This is a genomic window from Williamsia sp., assembly GCF_016462415.1.
Taxonomy (GTDB): Bacteria; Actinomycetota; Actinomycetes; order Mycobacteriales; family Mycobacteriaceae; genus Williamsia_A.
In genome coordinates this window covers 61,587-85,283 of sequence record NZ_JAEMTF010000005.1, presented here as the reverse complement: position 1 = coordinate 85,283, position 23,697 = coordinate 61,587, and the positions used below count along the sequence as shown (strand labels likewise).

The 23,697-nt window shown below is 72.3% G+C and carries 2 protein-coding genes (1 of these 2 cut by a window edge); both read right to left on the bottom strand.

Features of this window, described 5'->3' with window-relative positions; genetic code table 11:
* Positions 1-15,553 carry part of the coding region annotated (locus JHC79_RS02405; protein WP_296388268.1) for a non-ribosomal peptide synthase/polyketide synthase on the bottom strand (this coding region is incomplete at its 3' end). The annotated region extends 17,096 nt beyond the left edge of the window, so 15,553 of the 32,649 annotated nt are shown.
* Positions 15,550-23,697, bottom strand: a complete 8,148-nt coding sequence (locus tag JHC79_RS02400; RefSeq protein ID WP_296388267.1) for a non-ribosomal peptide synthetase — start codon at positions 23,695-23,697, stop codon at positions 15,550-15,552. The genes JHC79_RS02400 and JHC79_RS02405, both read right to left, overlap by 4 nt.

The window sequence follows — 23,697 nt, the reverse complement described above, 5'->3', positions numbered from 1 at the left end:
GCGGCGCCAGCGCCCGCATCGCATGCGCGGTACTGGCGGACAGCGCCTCTCCGGAGGCGAACACCGCACGCAGGCCGCTGAGGTCGGCGGTCCCGGCGGTGGCCACGACGTCGACGAACGCGGCCAGCATCGACGGCACGAAGTGGGCCACGGTCACCCGCTCGCGGCTGATCACCTGCGCGAGGTGGCCGGGGTCGCCGTGTCGGTCGGGTTCGACGATGACGATCCGCGACCCGGACAGCAACGGCCAGAACAGTTCCCACACCGACACGTCGAAGGTCACCGGCGTCTTCTGCAGCACGGCGTCGTCGGCGGAGATCGCGAACCGCTCCTGCATCCACGCCAGCCGGTTGACTATCGCCCGGTGGGTCACCGTCACGCCCTTGGGGCGTCCGGTCGAGCCGGAGGTGAACAGCGTGTAGGCGGCGTCGTCGGGGTGCGCCGCGGCGAGACCGACGTCGCCGAGCGTCGTCGCATCGTCCACCGGTGTCGACGCGTCGACGGGCAGCACCGCGTACGTCGCGCCGGGGGTGAGCACGATCGTCGACCCGGCCGGGATCAGCATCAGGCGGGCCCGGGCGGTGTCGATCATGTACGCGGCGCGATCGGCCGGGGCCTCGGGATCGATCGGTACGTACCGGCCGCCGGCGGCGACCACGGCGTGGATGGCGACGAGCAGCTCCACCGACCGCGGGATGCGGACCGCGACGGCCACATCGGGGCCGACCCCGAAGGCGACCAGCGTCCGTGCGAGCGTCGCCACGCGGGAGCCGAACTCGGCGTAGGAGACGGTGCGGTCGCCGAACACCAGCGCCGTCGCCTCCGGTCCGGCGGCGACCCGGCGGGCCACGAGAGCGGCGAGGTTCGTGTCCTCGAGCGGTCGGTCCTCACCGGTGGACCAGCGTGCGACCTCGCGGCGCTCGCGGTCGTCGACGATGTCGATGTCGCCGACGGGCGTCGACGGTGCCGCCACCCCGGCGGCGAGGACCTCGACGAGGCGACGGGCGATCCCCTCTGCGGTGTCGGCATCGAACAGGTCGGTCGCGTAGACGATCGACCCGGTCAGCCCGGCCAGGCCGCCGCTGCTGTCACGCGAGAGCGTCAGCCCCACGGTGAGGTCGAACCGGGCAGCGGGGTCACCGGCGTCGACCGGGGTGATGCGCAGGCCGGGGAGGTCGAGTGCACCACCGGGACCGTCCGCGGCGTGCTGCTCGACGGTCAGCAGCACCTGTGTCAGGGGGGCGAAGGCCTCCGACCGTGTCGGGGCCAGCAGGTCGACGAGGTGCTCGAACGGGACGTCGGCGCCGGCGAAGGCGTCGAGGTCGGTGGTGCGGACGAGGTCCAGCAGGTCGGCGAAGGATGCGGCCGGGTCGACCTCGGTGCGCAGCACCAGCGTGTTGACGAACATCCCGATCAACGGATCGAGTTCGGTCCGACCTCGACCGGCGACCGGGGTGCCGATCGCGATGTCGCGCGTCGCCGACAGCCGCGCGAGGACGGCCGCGAGGGCGGCGTGCACCAGCATGAAGACGGTCGCGCCGCGTCGACTCGCGAACGCGTCGATCGCGGCGACGAGGTCGGCCGGGATGTCGAAGGCGACGCCTGCGCCCCGCATCGAGGCGACCGCGGGCCGCCGACGGTCGGTCGGCAGCTCCAGGACGCCGGGCAGGCCGGCCAGTCGGGTCCGCCACTGCTCGACCTGGCCGCCGAGCACCGAGGTCGGGTCGTCGATCGAGCCGAGGACCCGCTGCTGCCACAGGGTGACGTCGGCGTACTGCACGGCCAGCGGCGTCCACGCCGGTGTCACCCCGGCCGCCCGCGCCGCGTAGGCGGTCACGAGGTCGGTCGCCAACGGCGACAACGACTCCCCATCGCTCGCGATGTGGTGGAGCACGACGACGAGCAGGTGTTCGTCGGGTCCGGTCTCGACGACCCCGGCACGGATGGGGACGTCGACGGTGACGTCGAACGGGCGGGCGGGCAGATCGGTCACGCCGGTCGTGGTCCACCACGCGTCGGGATCGACCTGCTCGGGATCCAGGATGTGTTGCCCGACAACGCCGTCGGGACCCTGCGTGAACACCGTCCGCAACGTCTCGTGGCGGACGATGACGTCGAACAGGGCCGCGCGCAGGGCCGCGACGTCGACGGTTCCGCTCAGGGTCAGGGCGAACGGGATGTTGTAGGCGGCCGACGACGGGTCGAATCGGTTGATGAACCACATCCGACGCTGGGCCGGCGACAGCGGGATCGTCTCCGGGCGTTCCCCCGCGATCAGCGGTTCGACGACCGTCACGTCGGCGGCGCGCACCCGGTGCGCCAGGGACCGCGCCGAGGACGCGTCGAACAGGTCGCGGACACCCACCGCGACCGACAGGGCGTCGGACACCCTGGCGACGACCCGGGTCGCCGACAGCGAGTTGCCGCCGATGTCGAAGAAGTCGGCCGTGGCCGACACCCGCTCGACCCCGAGGACCTCGGCCATGACCGCCGCGATGCGCTGCTCGACGACCCCGACGGGCTCGATGAACTCGGTCCCGGCGACCGCACCGTCGAACTCCGGCTCGGGCAGGGCCCGCCGGTCGACCTTGCCCGCGGAGTTCGTCGGCATCTCCTCGAGCACCGACCACACCGTCGGACGCATGAAGGCGGGCAGCGATCGCGCCACCGACTCGGTGATCGTCGCCAGCTCGATGTCGCCTGCGAGGTGGGCGACGAGGTGCTGCCCGCCGTCGGGTGCGGTGGCGACGGTGACCGCGGCCAGCATCACGCCGGGTGCACCCGACAGCACCGCCTCGATCTCGCCGAGTTCGATCCGTTGGCCACGCAGCTTGACCTGGAAATCGACGCGGCCGACGTAATCGATGTCGCCGCCGGTGGTCCACCGGACGAGATCGCCGGTGCGGTAGAGCCGTACGCCCGGATCGCCCAGTGGATCGGCGACGAACCGGTCGGCGGTCAGGTCCGGGCGCGATGCGTACCCGCGGGCGACCTGGACGCCACCGAGGTACAGCTCACCGATCACCCCCGGGGGAACCGGCTGCAGGCGCGCGTCGAGGATCCGGGTCACGGTGCCGGCGATCGGGCGGCCGATGGGCACCGTGGCTGCCCCGGCGGGTACCTCGTGCCAGGTCACGTCGACGGCGGCCTCGGTGGGGCCGTACAGGTTGTGCAGCCGCACGTCCGGCAACCCGCGGGTCGTCGTGGCGGCCGACGCCGGGGTCAGCGCCTCGCCGGAGGTGAAGACCTGCCGGACCGACGCGCAGGCGACGCCGAGGTCGTCGCCGAGCACGTCGGTGAACGCCGACAGCATCGACGGCACGAAGTGCAGGGTGCTGACGCGCTGCGCCGCGATCAGGTCGGCCAGGTAGGCGGGGTCACGATGGCCGTCCGGGCGGGCGATCACCATCGACGCGCCGGTCATCAGCGGCCAGAACAACTCCCACACCGACACGTCGAACGTGACCGGGGTCTTGAGGAGCACCACATCGGAGCCGTCGAGGTCGAACTCCGACTGCATCCATCGCAGGCGGTTGACGATCGCGGCGTGCGAGACGGTGACGCCCTTGGGCCGTCCGGTCGAGCCGGAGGTGAACACCGTGTACGCCGCATCGTCGGCCCGCAGCAGCCCGCGCAACGGTCCGGCCGGGGTGGTCCCGATCGGGGTGATCGCGACCCCACCGTCGTCCGCGGGATCCGCGCGGATCACGGCCCGCACACGCGCGGTGGTCACCATGTGGTCGGTGCGGTCGGCCGGGGCGTCGACGTCGAGCGGCACGTACTGACCGCCGGTCGCGACCACGGCGTGGATGGCCACGACCATCTCGACCGATCGCGGGATCGACACGGCCACAGCGACATCCGGCCCGACACCGATCCCGACGAGACGCTCGGCGACCGCACGTACCCGCGTACCGAATTCGCGGTAGGTCAGCGATCGCCCATCGGAGGTGAGTGCAGTCGCGTCGGGTGTCCGGTCGATCTGGTCGGCGATGAGGTCGGGCAGCAGCGTCGGCGCGTCGGTGTCAACCGGGAGTGCGGGTCCGACCGACCAGCCCGCGATGCGCTCGGCGACGGCGTCGGCGACCAGGTCGACCTCACCGACGACGGCCTCCGGACGGTCGACCACGGCGCGCAGGATCGCGGTCACCGCATCGCCGAACACGTCGATCTGCGCGTCGTCGAACGCCGACGGGAGGTACTTGAGCGTCAGCTGCATCCGGTCACCGACCGGAGCGGCGATCAGGTTCAGCGGGTAATGAGTTGCGTCGGTTGCCGTCACGTCGCGGATGGTCGGCCCGTCGGCGTCGCGCGCGGCGGCGGAGAGGGCTGCGGAATCGATCGGGTACGACTCGTAGACGGTCAGGGTGTCGAACAGCACCGCCGTGTCGACCGCCGCGGTGATGTCGCCCAGACCGACGTACTGGTGGTCCAGGACGGCGGTCTTGCGGCGGTGTAGGTCGTCGACGAGCGCGGCGAGCGTCTGCCCCGGATCGACGGTGGCGGCGACCGGCAGCGTGTTGATGAACAGGCCGATCATCTGTGCGACGCCGTCGATCTCGGGCGGGCGTCCCGAGACGGTCTCACCGAACACGACGGTCTGTTGACCGGTGATCCGCGCGAGCAGGACCGCCCAGGCCGCCTGCACCACGGTGCTGGTGGTCACCTCGAGTGCGCGGACGGTCGCCGCGAGTCCGGCGGTGAGGTCGGCGTCGAGCAGCAGCACGCGATCTCGCGGCGGGGCCTGTGTGGTCGCGACGTGACCGGGGGCGACCAGCGTCGGGCCGTCGATCTGATCGAGGGCCGCTCGCCAGACCGACAGCGCCGCAGCCTGATCTCGGCCCTCCAACCATTCCAGGTAGGTCCCGAAGTCCGGCTCGTCGACCACGCGGACCTCCGGCAGCATGCCGTGCGCCAACGCCAGGAGTTCGGTCAGCACGATCGGTGCCGACCACCCGTCGAGGATGAGGTGGTGCGCCGAGATGATCAGCGACACCAGCGGTTCGCCGTCGGCGCCACGGTGGCGGACGTGTACGAACCGGATCAGACCCGGCCGACCAAGGTCGAAGCCCGCCGTGCGTTCCCGGTGGGCGATGTCGGCGATCTGCGCGGTCGCCAGGGTCGATTCGTCGGCCGTGAGATCGATGGTCTGCCAGTCGGGGTCGACGTGCGGGGCGATGGCCACCGCGGCGCGTCCGGAGTCGGTGCGCACGAAGGCCGACCGCAGGACCCGGTGCCGGGCCAGCAGGGCGCGTGCGGCGGAGTGCATCGACGACGCGGACGGGTCGCCGGTGAAGGTGATGGTCGACTGCGTGACGTAGACGTCGATCTCGTCGCGCCCGACGGCCAGGCGGGATCCGGCGGCGAGTTCGGCCTGGAAGAACAGGCCCTGCTGCAGCGGGGTCAGCGGCCACAGATGCGCGCCGGGACGCTCGCGCAGGATCGCGTCGATCTCGGACTGCACCAGCCCCGTGGACGCGAGGTCGGTCTCGCTCGGTCCGGGGTCGGCGAGCGCGGTCTGCCGTACGACCTCGGCGAGGTTCTCCCCCCAACGGCGCGCGACCTCGGCGACATCGTCGGCCGTGAGCACACCGGCGGGATAGGCGAACTCGGCCCGGATCTCACGCCCCCCACCGCCGTCGACCGGGTCGCCGTCGACGGCACCGACGGTGACGGTCAGCGCCGCGAGAGCCTGCAGCCGACCGTGGATCGATGCCGGGAGCGCGGGGGCGTCGGGTGCGGGGGCGAAGGCCGCGAGCGCGACGTCGTCGGTCCGCGCGGCGTCGCCCAGGACCCCGAGGTAGTTGAAGCTCACCGGCGGCAGAGGACGGTCGCGCAGCGGTGAGTCGGCGCGCAGGTAGCGCAGCGGACCGAAGGCCACACCGCGATCGGGAATCCGGGCCAGGGCGTCCTTGACCGTCTTGACCGCCGCGACGATCGGCGTTCCCACGGGGGTGGCGACGGTGACCGGGACGAACGCGGTGAACCATCCGACGGTCTCCGACAGGTCCGCGCCGGGTGCGACGTGCTCCTCGCGGCCGTGGTTCTCCACCAGGATCGACACCCGGTCGCCCGCGTCGTCGGACAGCGCCGCGGCCAGCGCGGCCAGCAGGGTGGTGTCGACGCGGGTGCCGAAGGCGGTCGGCACGGTGGTCAGGACGGCCTCGGCGACATCCGACGGCACCGCGATGCGCACCGTCTGCACCGTCGACATGCGGTCGCGGGCCGCGTCGAGCGCCAGTCGCGGACGGTGGTCGGTGTCGGGCGCGGGCAGGTGCGCATCCCACAGCGGGAGTTCGGCGTCACGGGTGGACAGTTCGCGCATCACACCGGCCCAGCGACGGAACGACGTGCCGGTCGCCGACACCGCGATCGGCTGACCGGTGGTGTGCTGCCACCACGCCGAGGCGATGCCGGTGACGATGGTCTGCCACGACACCGCGTCGACGCCGATGTGGTGGGCGGCGACCACGAGCCGACCGCCGCCGCCCGGGGCGCGCACGCCGACGGCGGCGACGAGGCGGCCCACCGCCGGATCCAGACTCGCCAGGGCGCTCGCGTGCGCGGCGCGCACCCGGTTGTCGAGGTCGGCCGCGCGATCCGGGTCGGCGGAGGCGTCGGCGCCGGTCGGCGCATCCTCGATCCGCACGACGACGTCATCGGGGTCTCCGGCGCCCGCGGTCAGCGTCCATTCGCCGTCGTCAGACCGCAGGGACGCGGTCAGCATCGGGTGCGCGGCGACGACCGCGGTGATCACCGCCCGCACGGCGTCGGTGTCGGCGTCGTCCGGGAGCGCGAGCACCGTCGACTGGGAGAAGTCGTCGAAGTCCTCCGAACGGTCGGCGAGGTCGAGCATCCAGGCCACCGCGGGGGTCATCGACACCGGTCCGACTGCGCCACCGTCGTATTCGTCGAGCGGGGCGTGGCCGTGTGTGCCCGCCACCCGGGCCAGCGCCCGCACGGTGCGCGCGGTGAAGATGTCGCGCGGGGTCACCGAGTAGCCGGCCGCACGGAGCAGCGAGGTGAGTCGGATGGACATGATCGAGTCGCCACCGAGTGCGAAGAACGAGGCCGTCACCGAGACGCGGTCGGCGCCGAGCACCCCGGCGAACACCTCGGCGATCACCCGCTCGTCGTCGGTGGCCGGCTCGACGATCGCCTCGTCGGCGCCGACACCGCGGCCGAAGTCGGGGGCGGGCAGGCCCCGTCGGTCGAGTTTGCCCGCCGCACTGAGCGGGACGTCGTCGAGAACGGTCCACACCGTCGGCCGCATGTACTCCGGCAGAGCGGAATCCACCGCGGCACGGGCACGTGCGACGAGGTCGTCGGCGCCGATCGTTGCGAGGTCGCCGCCCGAGCGGCCGGCGAGGTAGGCGACGAGATGATCGGTCCCACCCGGTCCGGACACCACCGCGGCGGCGGCGTGGACGACGCCGTCCGCGCCGGCGAGCACCGCCTCGATCTCACCGAGTTCGATGCGCTGGCCGCGCAGCTTGACCTGGAAGTCGGAACGACCGAGGTATTCGAGCTCTCCGGAGGCGTTGCGCCGCACCAGGTCGCCGGTGCGGTAGAGCCGTTCCCCGCCGGCCCCGCCCACCCCGAACGGGCTGGCGACGAAACGCTCGGCGGACAGATCCGGCCGGCCCGCGTAGCCGCGCGCGAGCTGGGGGCCACCGAGGTACAGCTCACCGACCACGCCGGCGGGCACGATCTGCAGCCGGGGGTCGAGGACGAGGGTCTGCGTGTTCCACACCGGCCGGCCGATCGGCACCGTCTCCCCCACGACATCGAGCGGCTGGTGCGCCACCTCGACCGCGGCCTCGGTCGGACCGAACAGGTCGTGCAGCGCCGCCCACGGCAGCACCCGACGAGCGGCCCGCGCCACCGACGCCGACAGCGCCTCACCGGAGGCGAACAGGTAGCGCAGAGAGGTGAGCCGGGCGAGGCGGGCGGGGTCGACGACGTCGAGGAACACCGACAGCATCGACGGGACGAAGTGGACCGACGTCACGCGCTCGCGCGCCAGCAGGTCGACGAGGTAATCGGGGTCGGTGTGACCGTCGGGGCGGGCGATGACCAGTCGCGCACCGGCCATCAGCGGCGCGAACAGCTCCGGCACCGAGACGTCGAACGTGTACGGGGTCTTGAGGACGACGGCGTCGGAGTCGTCGATGGGGAAGGTCGACAGACCCCACCGCAGACGGTTGAGCACGGCGCGGTGCGACACCGTCACGCCCTTCGGCCGTCCCGTCGAGCCGGAGGTGAACAACGTGTAGGCGGGATGGTCCGGACGCAGCGGTGAGACCCGGTCGGCGTCGGTGAGAGGAGTCGCACGAGCCGATCCGGCGTCGAGAGCGGCGGCGGCGTCGACGACGATGCGGCGCAATCCCGTCGTCGCCACGGCTCGCGGTGGGGCTCCCGGTGCGGACAGCACGACCTGCGCGGCGGCGGTGGCGAGCATGTGCTCGGCGCGGTCGGCCGGTGCGTCGGGGTCGACGGGAACGTACTGGCCGCCGGCCGCGAGGACGGCGTGGACCGCGATCAGCATCTCGATCGACCGCGGGATGCACACCGCGACCGCGATCTCGGGCCCGATCCCGGCGTCGACGAGGTCGCGGGCGAGGTGCGCGACCCGCATCCCGAACTCACCGTGGGTGACGGTGCGGTCGTCGGTCACGAGTGCGACGAGGTCGGGATGGGCCGAGCCGAAGCCGTGTGTCGCGTCCGGGAGGGTGGTCGCGGGCAGGTCGACGAGCTCGCCGGTCGCGGCCGCCGTCTGCGCGCCGACTGCCTCGGGGGGCAGGATCGCGATGTCGCCGACCGCCCCGACCGGCCCGCCCATGCCGTTCTGTGTCCGGCCGAAGGCGGTGAGGATGCGGACGAACGCGTCGACGAAGGCCTGCACGGTCGGCCGGTCGAACAGGTCGGCGGCGTAGATCATCACGCCGGTCATGTCCGCGTCGGCGGTCAGGCCGTCGGTGACACCGACGGTCAGGTCGAACTTGGCCGCGTCGTCGCCGGGGGCCTCGAGTTCGATCTCGATCTCGCCGATGCGGGCCGCGAGCGGGGCCGCGGCGTCGTAGACGAAGAGCACCTGCGCGAGGGGTTCGAAGGACTCCGAGCGCACCGGGTCGACCGCGTCGACCACGCGCTCGAACGGCGCCTCGGCGTGGGCGAAGGCGTCGAGGTCGACCCGCCGGGCCTGCGCGATCAGCTCGTCGACACCCGCGGACGGATCCACCTCGGTGCGCAACACCAGGGTGTTGACGAACATGCCGATCAGCGAGTCGAGTTCGGCCGCACCACGTCCGGCGACCGGGGTGGCCACGGCGATGTCGCCGGTCGACGACACCCGCGCCAGCAGAGCGGCGAGCGCGGCGTGGGTGACCATGAACAGCGTCGCGTCGTGCGCCTGCGCGAGCCGGCGCAGCATGGCGCGGGTGGCGGCGGGAACGGTGAACTCGACGGTCCCGCTGCGCATGGTCGGTACGGCCGGACGTGGGTGATCGAAGGGCAGTCGCAGCATGTCCGGCAGGTGCGCGAGATGTGAGGTCCAGTGGGTGAGCGCCCGAGCCATCTCCGAGTCGGGGTCGGATGCGTCGCCCAGCAGGTCCCGTTGCCATAGCGCGTAGTCGGCGTACTGGATCTGCGGCGGGGTCCATTCCGGCGCCGCCCCCGCGACCCGTGCGGCGTAGGCGGTGGCCAGGTCGCGGGCCAACACCGGCGCCGACTCACCGTCGAAGGCGATGTGGTGGGCGACGATGACCAGGAGGTGGTCGTCGTCGCCGACGCGGGCCAGGCGGGCCCGGATCGGCAGGTCGACGCTGACATCGAAGCCCTGGTTGCGGTGCTCGCGGGCCTCGTCGGCGTCGGCGGCGGCCCAGTCGAGCGCCGCGCGGGCGGTCATCGGGTCGAGGATGCGCTGCGCGGGTTCGCCGGAACCGGCATTCCCCGAAGCGGTCTGGGGAGTGGTGGTCTGGGCAGTGGTGGTCTGGGCCGGGTAGATCGTGCGCAGGACCTCGTGGCGTTCGACGACGTCGGCGAGTGCGCGGGCCATCGCGTCGGCGTCGAGCGGTCCGCGCAGACGCACCGTGACCGGGATGTTGTAGCCGGCCGAGGAGGTGTCGAACTGGTTGATGAACCACATGCGCCGCTGCGCGAACGACAGCGGGATGGTCTCGGGACGCGGGCGGCGCCGTAGTTCGGGTCGTGCGGTGTCCCGCTCCCGGGTGTCGAGCCGCTGCGCCAGGGCGCGGACGGACGGGGCGTCGAAGAGGTCGCGGACCCGGACGGTGACACCCAGCGCCGAGCCGACGCGCGCGGTCACCCGGGTGGCCGACAGCGAGTTGCCGCCCAGGTCGAAGTAGTCCTCGGTGACCGACACGTGATCGGCGCCGAGGACGTCGGCGAACACATCGGCGATGACGCGCTCGACATCGGTGGCGGGCGGGACGTGATCGTCACCCCCGGCCGCGACCGGCTCGCGGGCGAGGGTGCGCAGGGCGGCGCGGTCGAGCTTGCCCGCCGACGTCAGCGGCACCCCGTCGAGCACGGTGATCGACGCGGGGATCATGTGCGCGGGCAGACGATCCGACAGTCCGGCGCGCAGCGCGCGGGCGTCGAGGGTGTGCCCGACGCGTGGATAGACGTAGGACGCCATCGCCGTCGTCCCGGAGGCCGGGTCATCGACACCGAGCGTGGCGGCGAACTCGACTCCGGGCTGCTCGCCGAGGGCGATGTCGATCTCGCCGAGTTCGACGCGGAACCCGCGGACCTTCAGCTGGAAATCGCTGCGGCCGGCGAACTCCAGCTCCCACGCGTCGGCCGACCGGTCGCCGGCGCGACGCCACCGGACCAGGTCACCGGTCCGGTACATCCGCTCCCCCGGCGCGCCGGACGGGTCGGCGACGAACCGGCCCGCGGTCTGCCCCGGTGCGCCGAGATAGCCTCTCGCCAGCGATGATCCGGAGATGTACAGCTCGCCGGTGACTCCTGCGGGCACCGGGCGCAGTCGGTCGTCGAGGACCGCGACGCGCACCCCGGTGATCGGTGCACCGATCCGGACGGGCCCGTCGGCCGCCATCGGTGGCGTCGAGGTGCTCCAGATGGTGGTCTCGGAGGGCCCGTACAGATTGAACATCCGCCGACCGCGGCTCCACCGGCGCACCAACTCCGGTGCGCAGACGTCGCCGGCCACGCAGACGACCTGCAGGTCGTCCAGCCCGCGGGAGTCGACGGTGGCCAGGGCGGCCGGGGTCATGAACGCGTGGGTGATGTGTTCCTCGTCGAGCAGACGCGCGAGTTCCTCGCCGCCGTAGATCGACGGCGGCGCGATCACCTGGGTCGAGGCCGATGTGACGGCGAAGAGCACCTCGAAGACCGACGCGTCGAAACTCGGGGACGCGAACTGGAGCACCCGCGAGGTGGGGGTCACGTCGAAGCGGTCGGCGATCTCGGCGACGACATCGCCGAGTCCGCGGTGGGTGACGGCGACACCCTTGGGTCGACCGGTCGACCCGGACGTGAAGATGACGTACGCGATGTCGTCGAGACGCGGTTGCGGCCAACCGGTCTCGCCGTGCTCGGCGGTCGTCGAGAGCGTATCGAGGTCGAACCACTCCACCGACGTCGGCAGCTCCGCGCGCGTCGCCGCGGTGGTCAGTCCGACGCGCAGATCCGCGTCGGCGATCATCGACCCGATGCGTCCGGGCGGGGAGGCGGTGTCGATCGGGACGACCGCGGCACCCGCCACCGCGATGCCCCAGAATCCGATCATCGCCTCGACCGACCGACCGACCGCCAGCCCCACCGGGACACCGGCCCGGACCCCGGCCGAGTGCAGCACGGCGGCAACGTCGTTCGCCCGTGCCGCCAGCTCCGAGTAGGTGAGCTCGACACCGGCGGCACTGATCGCGATCCCGTCCGGGTGTGTCGCGACGGCGTCGGCGAAGATCGCAGGCAGGGTCCGGGGGGTGACCTCGGCCGGTCCCGCCGCGGTCGTCAGCGCCACGGACTCCTCGGGCGAGAGGACGTCGATGTCACCGACCGGGCGGCTCGGATCGGTTCCGACCGCGGCGATCACGGCGGCCAGCCGCCGCGCGAGTTCGGCGATCGTCGACTCGTCGAACAGGGCGGTGCCGTAGGTGAACACCGCCGACAGGGCGCCGTCGTCGTCCCCGTCGTGCGGGTGGGCGCCCTCGGAGACGGTGAGCTGGAGGTCGAACTTGGTCGTGGTGACCTCGGTGTCGACGCCGGCGACGGTCAGCCCGGGCAGGTCGAAACGGACCTGCTGATCGTCTTGGAAAGCCAACGCCACCTGGAACAGCGGTGCGTGCGCGGCGGAGCGCTCCGGGTCGAGGTGGTCGACCAGCCGCTCGAAGGTGACCTCGGTCGCGTCGAGAGCGGCGATGTCGGTGGTGCGCACGCGGTTCAGCAGGTCAGCGAATCCCTCGCCCCTGTCGACGGGGGTGCGCAGGACGAGGGTGTTGACGAACATGCCGATCAGGTCGTCGAGTTCGGCCGAGCCACGTCCGTGGATCGCGGTGCCGATCACGACGTCGTCGGTGGTCCCCGACCGCGCGAGCAGCACGGCGAACACCGCGTGGACGGCCATGAACATCGTTGCGCCGCACTCCTCGGCGACGCGGCGCAGCCCCGCCGCCGTCGTGGCGTCGACGACGAAGGCGTACTCCGCGCCGACACCGGAGGCCACCGCGGGGCGTGGGCGGTCCAGCGGGAGGTCGATCAGCTCGGGGATGCCGTCGAGTTGCTCGGACCAGAAACGCAGCTGCTGCGCGGCGAGGGACGTCGGGTCGGAGTCGTCCCCGAGCACCGCGCGCTGCCAGCGCGTGTAGTCGGCGTACTGCACCGGCAGCGGCGCGAAGTCCGGTTCCGCGCCGTTCCAGCGCGCCCGGTAGGCGGTCATCAGGTCACGCGCGAGCGGCCCGAACGACCCGCCGTCGCTGATGACGTGGTGGGCGACGACGACGAACACGAACTCCAGATCGGCGACGCGGACCAACCGCGCCCGCAGCGGCGGCGCGACCGCGAGGTCGAACCCGGCGTCCACGATCGCCCGGATGGCCTCCGTCCGCGACGTGGGGTCGTGGTGGCGCAGGTCGATCGGCGGGTCGATCGCCACGTCGGGATGGTGGTCCCCGACCGGCAGCACCACCTGTTCGGGCACACCGTCGGTCGTCGCGAACCGCGTGCGCAGCACCGCGTGGCGATCGATGACGTCGCGCAGCGCGCGATCGAGCGCGGCGACGTCGAGGTCGCCGCGGAACCGCAGCACCAGCGGGATGTTGTAGCCCGCGCTCTGCGGGTCGAGTTCGGCCAGGAACCAGATGCGGCGCTGCGCATCCGACAGCGGCACCGGACCGTCGTGGTCGGTGGCCACCAGCGGTGGTCGCTCGACGTGGGAGCGCGCGGCGAGTCGCCCGGCGAGCGCCCGGACGCTGGGGGCCTCGAAGATGTCGCGGACGGTCACGACGATGTCGAGGGCGTCGGCGCTACGGGCGGCGATCCGCGCGGCCACGAGCGAGTTGCCCCCGAGATCGAACAGCGAGGTGGTGACCCCCACCCGGTCCATCTCGAGGACCTCGGCGAACAGGTCCGCCAGTGCGCTCTCGGCGTCGGACGCGGCCGGCTCCGCGTCGTCGTGGGTGAGAGCCTGCGGCACCGGCAGGGCTGCGCGGTCGAGTTTGCCGTTGACGTTCAACGGGAGTCGGTCGAGAGCCATGACGACGTCGGGGACCATGTAGTCCGGCACCCGCGTGGCCACCGCTGCGCGTACGGACGCGACGTCGAGGTCGCCGCCGGTCGCCGGCGCGGCGACCACATAACCGACGAGCTGTTCGGGCAGATCGCCGCGCTGCCGGATGGCCGCGGCCGCGGCCCCGACACCGTCGGTGGCGAGCAGGGCCGCCTCGACCTCCCCCAGCTCGATCCGGTAGCCGCGAAGCTTGACCTGATCGTCACTGCGGCCGAGGAATTCATACGAGTCGCCGCGAACGAGGACGACATCGCCGGTGCGGTACATCCGCTCGCCGTTGTCGGTGAACGGGTTGGCGACGAACCGACCGGCGGTGAGATCGGTGCGCGCGAGGTATCCGCGGACGACCTGGGGGCCCGCGACATAGACCTCACCGGGCACCCCGTCGGGAACCGGCCGCAGACGCGCGTCGAGGACGTGGACCTCGCTACCCGGGATCGCGGTGCCGATGTCGGATGCGGTTGCCTGCGAGACGAACTCGGCGTTCATCTCGCGACGGGTCATGTAGACGGTGGTCTCGGTGGGGCCGTACATGTTGTTCAGCTGCGGCCCGGGTTCGCCGTCGAGGGCGAGTCGATCGGAGTGCCATCGACGGACCTGCTCGACGTCGAGGAGCTCACCGGCGAAGATCATCCGACGCACCGATCGCGCCAACCGGCCGGCGGCGGGATCGCGCAGGGCGGCGGCGAGTTGGTAGAACGCCGACGGCGTCAGGTTGATGATCGTGACCTGTTCCCGCTCGAGGGCGGCCACGAAATCGTCGGGCGAGCGCGTCGTCACGTGGTCGAGGACCACCAGTCGCCCACCGGTGGTCAGGGCCGTCCAGATCTCGCCGACCGAGACGTCGAAGGCGTAGGACGCGAACATCGACCACACGTCGTCGGCGGAGGCGTCGTAGATCTCGTCGAGCCCCTCGAGCAGGGTGACGACGGCGTCGTGGGTGACGACGACGCCCTTCGGGTTGCCGGTGGACCCCGAGGTGTACATGACGTAGGCCGGGTGTCGGCCGTCGATCCGCTGCGGCAGCGCGACGCCGGCGTCGGGAACAGCCGGGCCGTCGAGGTCGTCGACGGTCCGCAGCGGCACCCCCAGTCGTTCCCACGACGCCGGCGTCTCGGCGTCGGTCACGATGAGCAGCGGCTCGGCATCGGTGACGATGCCGTGTAGACGCGCCAGCGGGTGCGAGCGGTCGAGCGGGAGGTACGCCGCACCCGACTTCACCACCGCGACGAGGGCGACGATCAGCTCGGCCGTCCGTGGCAGCGCCACGCCGACGAGGATCTCCGGGCCGGCTCCGGCCGCGACCAGTCCCGCCGCCAGTCGGTCCGAGCGTTCGTCGAGCTCACGGTAGGTCAGCGTCGTGCCGTCAATGTCGGTGACCGCGGTCCGCCCGGGATGTCGGTGCACCGCCGACCGGAACCGACCCGCCACCGATTCCCAGTCCGAGGTCCCGGCGATCTCGTTTGCCGTCGACCGGATCAGAGCGACGGTGGCGGTGGTCGCGGCGGCGACCTCCGCGGGCGCGAGACCGCCGCGCGGCAGCAGCCCGGTGACCGCCACCCCGACGCCCGCCTCGGCGTCGATTCCCCTCGGGGCCAACATCGCCACCGTCGCGTCGATCTTGGCCCGGAGGTCGGAGAAGGTGACGGGTGCGCGGGCACCGTCGAACGCCACCCGGGTGGGTGCGATCGACGCCGCGAGTGCGACGAGCCGCTGGGTGGACGGACGAGGACGGTGCCGTGGTGGCGCCTGGGGTGGTTCGGAATCGATCGCGCTCACGCCCGGTCGGCCGTTTCCGGAGCCGTCGCGGCGCCGACGATCCGGCACGCATTGACCTGCAGCTGATCCAGCGCGGCGTCGAGGACCTCGGCACCGTCGTCGGCGATCTCGGGAACCACTGCGGTCAGGGCCATGGTGAGTGCACCGTACGCGTCGCCGTCGGGCAGCGTCATCATCAGTGCCGTTGCCATCGAATCGATCTCGGCGAAGCTGACCGCGACGCCGCCGTACTCGACGGCTGTCGCGTCGGGATCGATCGCGGTGGCCTCGGCCACCACGTGCGCGAGGTCGGCCGGATCGCTGCCCGTCCCGGCCGCCGACTCCTCGATGGCCCCGAGCAGGACCGCGGCATCGGTCGGGTGGTCGAGCGCGATGTCGATGTCGCCGACGATGCGCGTCGGGTCCGAGGCCACCGCCCGCAGCACCTGCCCGTAGCGGGCGACGATGCGGTCGACCGTGGGCGCGTCGTACAGATCGGTCGCGAAGATCACCCGACCCGCCATCGCGCCGCCGCGGTCGGCGCCGCTCGGATCGACCGGGAACAGCATGAACTCGAGGTCGACCTTGGCCGCCACCGACGTCAGCGGTTCCGGGGTGATCCGCAGACCGTCGAGCTCGACGGTCGGGAAGACGATGTTCTGGAACGCGAACATGACCTGGAACACCGGGTTGTGCGAACCGGTGGGCGAGGCGACCACCCGCGACACGATCTCGTCGAACGCGACGTCGGCGTGGGCCATGTCGGCGAGATCCTCCCCGCGCACCCGGTGCAGCAGGTCATCAAAGCCCTCCCCCGACCGCACCCGGGTACGCAGGGCCAGGGTGTTGACGAACATGCCGACCATGTCGTCGAGGGTCTCGTCGTCCCGCCCGGCGTACGGCGTCCCGACGACCACGTCGTCGTGCCCCGACAGCCGCGACATCAGCACCGCGAACGCGGCGTGGACGACCATGAACAGGGTGCTGTTGTGTTCGCGCGCAATGGACTTCAGTGCATCGACGACCGGCGCCGGGATCTCGAAGTCCAGCACGTCACCGCCGGAACCCGGGGTCGTGGGGCGTGGCCGGTCGGTGGGCAGGCCGATGCGGTCCGGGGCTCCGGCCAGGCGTCGGGTCCAGTACGCCAGTTGACGATCGGCGTGCGTCGCGCCGTCGGCGTCGACCGCAGCGAGCCGCTCGCGTTGCCACACGACCCAGTCCGCGTAGTTCAGCGGGAGGGGTGCCCGCGTGATCGTCCGGCCGGCGAGGTGCGCGGTGTAGCCGTCGACGAGGTCGCGGGCCAGCGGCATCAGCGAGGCACCGTCCGCGCTGATGTGGTGCACCACGAACACCAACAGGTGATCGTCGGGACCGACCCGTACCACCGCGGCCCGGACCGGGATGCCGGTGGTGAGGTCGAAGCCGCGGTCGGTGACGGCCGCGATCGCGGCGGGGATCTCGTCGGTCGAGGTCGCGGACCGGGCGGTCAGGTCGACGAGCGGGACCACGAAATCGTCGGCCACCGCGGCGGCGGGACGGATCATCTGCACGGGTTCGCCCCCGAGCAGCGGATACGTCGTCCGCAGGGTCTCGCGACGCCGCACGAGGTCGGTGATGGCGGCGCGCAGTGCGGGCACATCGACCGCGCCGGTCAACCGCAGCGCGAGGGAGACGTTGTAGGACGCCGAGTCCGGGTCGGCCCGGTTGACCAGCCACATGCTGCGCTGCACGCCGGAGACCGGGACGACCTCGGAACGAGGACGCACCGTCAGCGGCGGGGCGACGGGGCCGCGGACGTCGGCGGTGGTGACCGCGCCCACCAGCGTGGCCACGGTCGGGTTCTCGAGCAGCGTCCGTACCGAGATCCGTCGGTCCAGCAGGGTCTCCAGCCGTGCGACCACCTTGGTCGCCGACAACGAGTTCCCGCCCGCGGCGAAGAAGTTGTCGTACACCCCGACCGTGTCGACCCCGAGCACCTGGGCGAACACGCCGGCCACGACCGACTCGAGCTGGCTGCGAGGGGCCACCGAATCCGGCGACACCGTCAACGTCACCGGCGGCAGCGCCGACCGGTCGATCTTGCCGACGGTGGTCAGCGGGAACTCGTCGAGGACGGCGACAGTGCGCGGGACCAGGTAGGCGGGCAGCGCACGGGCGGCGGCGTCGACGACGTGCTGCGGGACCAGGACCTCACCCGGTGCCGGCGTCACGTAGGAGACGAGCACCTCCTCCCCGCCCGGGGCGGTGGTGGCGACGGTGAGCGCGGCCTCGACGCCGTCGATCGACGTCAGGACGTCGTCGATCTCGCCCGGTTCGACGCGCACGCCGCGGATCTTGATCTGGAAGTCGGTGCGGCCGTGGTAGATCAGATCGCCTGCGGGGGTGCGGGTCACACGGTCCCCGGACCGGTACATCCGCGTCGCGCCGGCGTCGAACGGGTTGGCCACGAAGCGGGTGGCGGTGAGCCCCGGGCGATCGTGGTAGCCACGGCCCAGCGCCGGTCCGGCGAGGTACAGCTCACCGGCGACGCCGGCGGGCACCGGGCGCAGCCAGTCGTCGAGGACCAGCGTGGTCATGCCGTCGATCGCGCGGCCGATCGTGACCGGCTCACCGACCCGCATCGCCGACGTGGTGGTCGCGGTGATCGTGGCCTCGGTGGGGCCGTAGAAGTTGTGCAGGTCGCGTCCCGCGCCCGCCCATCGGGTGACGAGCTCCGGCGGGCACTGCTCGCCCGCGCTCGCCACGATCCGCAGCGTCGGGACCTCCGACGGTGCGATGGTCGCCAACGCCGACGGTGTCATGACCGCGTGGGTCACGCCCCGCCCGGCGATGAGCGCGGCGAGCTCGGGCCCGGCGAACACGTCCGGCGGGCTGATGACCAGCTCCGCGCCCGCGCACAGGCCCATGATCATCTCGAACAGCGACACGTCGAAGCTCGGCGACGCGACGTGCAGCACCCGGCAGGTGCGGTCGCAGCTGAGTACCGACGCCTGCGTCGCGACGAGGTCGGCGAGGCCGGCGTGGGTCACCGCGGCGGCCTTGGGTCGTCCGGTCGAGCCCGACGTGAACAGCAGGTAGGCGAGGTCGGAGGTGTGCACCGGTCGGCGCAGCTCGGACGGGTGGATGCGCGACCCGCTGTGCCCGGCGAGCCCGAGTTCGAACGACACCTCGTCGATGGCCAGCCACGTCATGGCCCGCCCGTCCGACGGGGGCGTGCCCAGGTCCGAGATCGTGAGTCCGAGAGTGGCCGTGCTGTCGGCGATCAGGGCGGCGCGGCGGGCATCCGGTTGACGGGGGTCGATGGTGACGAAGGCCGCCCCGGTCTTCGCGACCGCGACAACGGCCATGACCGAGTGGTGGGATCGCCCGATGGAGATCGCGACGACCTGGCCGGGGCCGACCCCGCGGGAGATGAGTTCGCGGGCGAGCTCGTTGGTCCGTGATTCGAACACCGCCCAGGTGATCGACACCGCGCCCGACACCGCCGGGGCGTGCGGGTCGGCCGCGTCGGCGCCCGCCGCCAACAGCTCCGACAGTGTGCGCTGCGGGTTCGACGGAACCGACGTCGTGGCGACGACGGGATCGCGGCCGTCGAGCAGGCCGATGCGCCCCACCGGCGCCGACGGTGCGGCGACGATCGCACCCAACACGCGGCGCAGGTGATCGCCCAACGTCCGGATCGTCGATTCGTCGAACAGGGCGGTGGCGTAGTTGATCTCGATCGCGTATCCGCGGGTCGAGGTCCCCTCGGCCGGCTCGGTGATCGTGACGGTCAGGTCGTACTTGGCGGCCGGGACCCGGGCGTCGGGCCCGGCGTCGATGTCGGAGCGGTCCGCGACACCGGCCAACGGATCGGACTGCATCGTCAGCGCCACCTGGAACAACGGGGCGTACCCGGACGAACGCTGCGGCGCCAGTGCGTCCACGACCCGCTCGAAGGGGACCTCCGCGTGCGCCATGGCGCCGGCGATGCCCCGGTGCGAGGACGTCACCAGGTCGGCGACGGACTGTGCGGGCCGGATCCGGGACCGCAGGACGACGGTGTTGACGAACATGCCGACCATGTCTGCGGTCGCCGGGTCGTCACGGCCGGCGACCGCACTGCCGATGCTGACGTCGTCGGTCCCCGCGAGTCGGCTGAGCACGACGGCCAGACCGGTGTGCAGGACCGCGAACGGGGTGACCGCGAGATGGGTGGCCAGACTTCGGATCCCGGCCGACAGATCCGCGTCGAGCGCGGTGTCGACGTGCGCACCGCGTCCGTCGGCGACCTGCGGCCGGGGTCGGTCGGTGGGCAGGGTGAGCAGACCGGGGGCACCGTCGAGCTCGCGCCGCCAGAACTCGAGGCCGTCGATCAACACCGGGGTGGGGTCGGCCAGACCGCCGAGACGGGCCTGCTGGCGCAGCGCCACCTCCGCGAAATCGATCGGCAGCGGGGAGAACTCGGGTACTCCGCCGGCCCGGCGGCGGTCGTATGCGTGCCGCAGGTCGCCGATCAACGGGCGCAGCGACTGCCCGTCGGCGGCGATGTGGTGGACCACCAGCACCGCGATCGGCTCGGACGTCGCGCCGGGCCCGGTCGAGGGCAGCAGGTGCGCGCGGAACCCGATCTCGTGTTCGAGGTCGAACCCGGTCCCGATCAGCGCGGCGACGGCGCTCTCGGCGTTCACGGTCGACGCGACCCGCTCGTCGAGACCCTGGGCATCGACGACCCGGCCGTCGAGGATCTGGGCGTCGAGTCCGGGTGCGACGGCGTCCATCTCGAGGACCTGCTGCACCGGTTCGCCGTCGACCGAGGGGAACACGGTCCGCAGGATCGCGTGCCGCTCGACCACGTCGCGCACCGCCGCGGCGAACGCGGCCACGTCGACATCGGGACCAAGACGGACCGCCCCGGACATGTTGTAGGTGGGGGCCGACGGGTCCATCCGGTTGATGAACCACAGCCGGGTCTGTGCGTGCGACAACGGGATCGACGCGGGACGCGGGAGCGACGGCGCCGCTGCGTCGACGTCGGCGACGGGCTGGGTGCGGGCGGCGAGCTCACCGATCGAGGGGCTGTCGAAGACGTCGGCGAGGTCGACCGCGAGCCGGTGTTCGGTGCGCGCCACCGACACCAGTCGGGCCGCGATCAACGAGTCGGCGCCGAGGGCGAAGATGTTGTCGCGCATGCCGACGCGCTCGACCCGCAGCAGGCCGCGGATGAGGTCGGCGAGCGCGATCTCCACCGCCGACTCCGCCTCCCGGTGCGGGGTGTCGGAGCGCAGGACGGGCGCGGGCAGCGCGCGGCGGTTCAACTTGCCCGACGAGGTGACGGGGAAGTCGTCGAGCACGACGACCGCGGTGGGCACCATGTGCGAGGGCAGGCGGCGACGGCAGCGGTCGGCGATCATGTCGACGTCGAGCACGTCGGCGTCGCCGCGGACGTAGGCCACCAGGGTGACGGCCGGCCCCAGGTCGGAGCGGGCGAGCACGGCCGCGGCCTCGACACCGGGAAGGGACGCGAGCACCGACTCGATCTCGCCGAGTTCGACGCGACGTCCGCGGATCTTGACCTGGAGGTCGGTGCGACCCAGGTAGTCGATCTCGCCGATGTCGTTCCAGCGCACCAGGTCACCGGTCCGGTACATGCGCGCACCCGTGCCGTCGAACGGGTTGGCCACGAACCGGTCGGCGGTGATCCCGGGGGCTCCGACATAGCCGTTCGCGAGCTGACGGCCGGCGAGGTAGAGCTCGCCCGCGACACCGGCGGGCACCGGGCGCAGCGACGCGTCGAGCACGTAGACCTCGGTCTCGGCGACGGGGCGTCCGATCGGCACGGGGTCGACGCCCGCGGCGACGCGATGCGCGGTCACGTCCACCGCCGCCTCGGTCGGACCGTAGAGGTTGACCAGTTCGGCGGTCGACGAACCCAGCAACCGCGCAGCGGTGGCCGCACCGAGCGCCTCACCGGAGGTGAACACCGTACGCACGGATGCGGGCAGGGACGTCGCCCGACCGTCGGCCGACACCACGTCGAGGTAGACGTCGAGCATGGACGGCACGAAGTGGGCGACGGTCACGCCCCGGGCGGCCATCAGATCGTGCAGGTGGTCGGGGTCGCGATGCCCGCCCGGGCGGGCGATGACCATCCGCGCCCCGGTGCGCAACGGCCAGAACAGCTCCCACACCGAGACATCGAAGGTGGTGGGCGTCTTGTGCAGGACGGCGTCGGTCCCGTCGATCCGGTGGTCGTCCTGCATCCAGTCCAGGCGGTTGAGCACCGCGCGGTGTCCGACCTCGACGCCCTTCGGCGTGCCGGTGGAGCCGGAGGTGAAGATGACGTACGCCGCCGCACCGGGGGCGACGACGAGTTCCGCCGAGCCCGTCGACGCGGGAGCCGGACGGGTGGGGTCGACACCGATCGATGTCAGGTAGGCCGCGTCGATGCGCAGCCGCGCCCCGACGCCGGCCTCGATCGCGTCACGGCGTTCGCGGGGGTCGGTCGGATCGACCGGGACGTAGACCGCTCCGAGGGTGAGCACGGCGTAGACCGCGGCGACCTGGGCGACCCCGCGGTCGAGGGCGACGACGACGCGGTCGCCGGGGACGACACCGTCGTGGCGCAGTCGCTGCGCGAGGTCGGTGCGGAGGTCGGCGAACCCCCGATAGCTCAGCGTCACGTCCGGCGCCTCGATCGCGACGGCATCGGGGGTGGCGGCGACCTGCGCCTCGAACCCCGCGAGCAGATGCTCTCCCGGGGTGTCGGCACGGCGGGCTCCGCGCCCCTGGGCGAGCAGGGCGTCGCGCTCGCCGTCGAGCAGCACCGACAGATCGGCGATCGGCGTGTCCGGCGACCCCAGTAGGCGATCGACGAGGAGCAGGAAGCGTTCGAGGTGGGTGTCGAGCTCATCCTGGTCGTACAGGTTCGGGTTGCCGTGCAGGTCCACGACCAGGCACTCACCCGGACTCGACTGGTAGAGGTTGATCCGCAGATCGTCCAGGGTTCCCGAGGACAGGATGTGGTAGTCGGCTCGCGCGCCGTCGATCTCGATGCGGCGGTCGAAGAAGACCAGGTTGACGATCGGACCGAACGACGCCGCGGTGGCGTCGGCCATGCCCGCGGCGAGTCGGATGTCCTCGTAGCGGAACCGCTGGTGCCGCAGGGCGCCGGTCAGTTCGAGCTGCACCTGCGCGATCAGCTCACGCCCGGTCGCTCCGACGACCCCGTCGATCCGGACCGGCAGCATGTTGGCCACCATCCCGCTCCCGCGCTTCACCCGGGCGCTGGCGCGTCCGGTGACCGGCAGGCTGAGCACGACGTCGTCGACGCCGGTCATCCGCGACAGGTACGCCGCGAACGCGGCGGTCAGAAGGGCGGCCGCCGAGGTGTTCCCCGCGGCGGCGGTGGCGTCGAGGAGATCCTGCCGGGCGCGGCTGATCCGCGTGCTCGCCATGACGTTGGCCGGCGAGAGAGGCGCGTTGGTGGCCCGCCGCGACAGCGTCGGCCCCTCGGGCAGATCGGCGACGCGGGCGACCCAGTGCTCGCGGTCGGTCTGTCGACGGGTGCTCTGGGCGTACTTGACGTCGTCGGCCGAGATCTCGGCGAGCGAGGCCCGGGCGGGCGGGACGTGTTCGGCGCCGGCCAGCATCGCGTTGTAGCGGTGCACGGCCTCGTGCAGGCTGGTGAGCGCGGAGAAGCCGTCGAAGGCGATGTGGTGGCCCCGCAGGTACCAGAAGCAGCGATCGTCGGCGACACGGATGAGCGCCGAGATGGCGACACGGTCGGTCTCGAGATCCATCGGCCGACGGTGATCGGCGTCCATCCACGCCCGCGCGGCCGCGACCGGATCGGGCTCGGAGCGCATGTCGAGGGGTACGACGCGGAAGTCGACGCTCGGGTCCACCCACTGCATCGGGACGTCGTCGACGACCACGATGCGGGTGAACGCGGACTCCAGGGATCGCGCCGCCTCGAGCACCGCCGCGCAGAACAGATCGTGGTCGAGCGGTCGGCCCTCGTCGCGGATGTCGAGATAGTGCGCGACGGTGACCGAGTAGTCGGCGTGCAGCCGCTCGGCGAACCACATGCCTCTCTGGGCAGCGGTCAGCGGGATCGGCCCGGTCGTCAGACCGGCGACGCGCTCGCCGTCCGTCGCCCGTCCCCCGTTGCTTGGCGCACCCAT

Coding starts and splice junctions, on each gene's coding strand:
- JHC79_RS02400 (WP_296388267.1), bottom strand. CDS start 23,697: ATGGGTGCGCCAAGCAACGGGGGACGGGCGACGGACGGCGAGCGCGTC.